Genomic DNA, 2145 nt, shown 5'->3' on the forward strand with positions numbered 1-2145 from the left:
CCGTGTTTTCCGTCAGCCTCAGGAGGTCCCGTGCACCCGAACTGGGCTCAGGCGCGCTGCATCCCCTCGGATATCCCCGATAGCTACCTCCTCACGACCGCGACCCTCGTCGGCACCGACCGCGACGCCTGGCAGGGCGCCGAGCACTTCCACGGCGACGCGATGCTCATGTGGCCCGTGCGCGGCACCTCAATTGTCGGCGTCGGCGAGGCGATCTGGCGGCTCAGCCCCGGCCAGGGCCTCTGGGTGCCCGCCGGCGTGCCCCACGCCGCACGCATCGACCCGGGTGCGGTCGCCTCCTTTACCTACGTCGCCCCCGGCCTGTTCCCGGACAGCTGGACGGGGCCCCGCGTCGTCACCGTCGGCGCGGCCGCCCGGGAACTGCTGCACCACCTCAACGACCACCCCATGCCCCGGGAGGACCGCATCCGCGCCCAGCGCGTCGCGGTGCAACTCATTGCGGCGGCGGCCGAGCCCGAGCTGCCCGCCGTCCTCGGCGCTCCGGGCGCGGTGGCCTGCGACCCCCGCGCCGGGCTCGCGGTCCCCGAGATCCCCCTGCTGCGCGATCCCCGCATCCGGCCCCTCGCCGACGCCGTGCTCGCGGACCCGGGCGACGACCGCTCCATCGACGCATGGTCCTGGCAGCTCTCCCTGAGCGTTCGCACCGTCTCCCGGATCTTCGCGCGGGAGGTGGGCATGAGCTTCTCGCAGTGGCGCACCCTCGTGCGGATGGCGCACGCGGTCGGCCTGCTCGCCGCGGGGGAGCCCGTCGGCTTCGTCGCGCACCGCTCCGGCTACGCCTCCACGAGCGCGTTTTCGGCAGCCTTTCGCCGCGAGTTCGGCGTGAGCCCGAGCGAGTACACGACGGGGATCGGCGAGCGATCCGCCCCGAAGCGCGTCGCCGCCCACGCGGCCAGGCGGGCCCCCGCCGCCTAGCGTCCGCGACAGTGGCCGCGAAAAGACGCACCCTGTCCGGTTCGCGATCACCCGGCTTCGTAACCTGGTGAGGTTCCCCTTACCAACATCGGATCATGTCGGCGCGCGCCGACCCGGAGGCCCCATGCACACCCGCTCCCTGTCCACCAGCCCAGCCGCCCGCCCCGCGCGGCTTCGCCTCCGGGCGCTCGCCGCGGGCGCCGCGCTCGCCGCGCTCACCCTCACGGGCTGCGCCTCGGGATCCGCGGCGGACTCCACGGGCGGGGCGACCGCCGAGGGCTTCCCCCTGGTGATCGAGCACGCCCTGGGCGAGGTCGAGATCCCCGACAAGCCGGAGCGGGTCGTCACGATCGGCACCATGACCCAGGACATCGTCGCCGGGCTCGGCGTCGTGCCCGTCGGCATCAACGAGTCCTGGGGCGCGGACGAGGACGGGTACCTGCCCTGGTTCCGCGAGCGCGTGCAGGAGCTCGACGGGGAGCTGCCCGAGCTCATCGCCTACGACGACGCTGGGATCCTCGACTTCGAGCAGATCCTCGGCCTCGACGCCGACCTGATCCTCGCCCCGCACTCCGGCATCACGGAGCTGGACTACCAGCGCCTCGCCGAGATCGCCCCGACGCTCGCCTACGAGGAGAAGAGCTGGAGCTCCGGCACCTGGCAGCACCTCACCGAGCGGATTGGCGCGGCCATCGGCGAGTCCGACGCGGCCGCCGAGGCCATCGAGCGCACCGAGGCCCTCTTCGCCGAGCAGGGCGCGGCGCACCCCGAGTTCGCCAAGACGAGCTTCGCCTACGGCCTCACCCTGTACGACGGCGCCTCTGAGGTGGGCCTGTACGTGGACGGCGAGCCCCGCGTCGGCTTCATCACCGAGCTCGGCCTGCAGTCCACCTCGTCCATGCCGAAGATTGTCGGCAGCGTCGAGGGCGACAACTGGTACGGGTCCGCGAGCCTTGAGGAGCTCGACACGATCGAGGCCGATGTCTTCATCGCCTGGGCCGAGACCCCCGAGGAGGTTGCCTACACGGTCGAGCACCCCACCTTCTCGCGCTGGGAGCCCATCGCCGCGGGGCGGTACCTCTTCCTTGACGACCCCACGATGGCGATGGCGACGAACTCGCCGACGATCCTCTCCGTGCCGTGGGCGCTGCCCGAGTTCGTGCCGATGCTGAGCGACGCGATCGCCGGCGGGGGCGGCAAGTAAGACCC

2 protein-coding genes are annotated in these 2145 nt (G+C 72.5%); both read left to right on the forward strand.

What is annotated here, in order from left to right; all coding sequences use genetic code 11:
* Positions 1 to 30: 30 nt before the first annotated feature.
* On the forward strand, positions 31 to 936 hold the full coding sequence (locus tag OOT08_RS13650; protein ID WP_325093329.1) for a helix-turn-helix transcriptional regulator: 906 nt from the start codon (positions 31 to 33) through the stop codon (positions 934 to 936).
* A 124-nt stretch (positions 937 to 1060) separates the two neighbouring features.
* Complete coding sequence (locus OOT08_RS13655; protein WP_325093331.1) at positions 1061 to 2140, forward strand: ABC transporter substrate-binding protein; 1080 nt, start codon at positions 1061 to 1063, stop codon at positions 2138 to 2140.
* The last annotated feature ends 5 nt before the right edge of the window (positions 2141 to 2145 follow it).

It is taken from the genome of Leucobacter sp. M11 (genome assembly GCF_035726885.1).
GTDB lineage: Bacteria > Actinomycetota > Actinomycetes > Actinomycetales > Microbacteriaceae > JAPFRB01.

Coding starts and splice junctions, on each gene's coding strand:
- OOT08_RS13655 (WP_325093331.1), top strand. CDS start 1,061: ATGCACACCCGCTCCCTGTCCACCAGCCCAGCCGCCCGCCCCGCGCGG.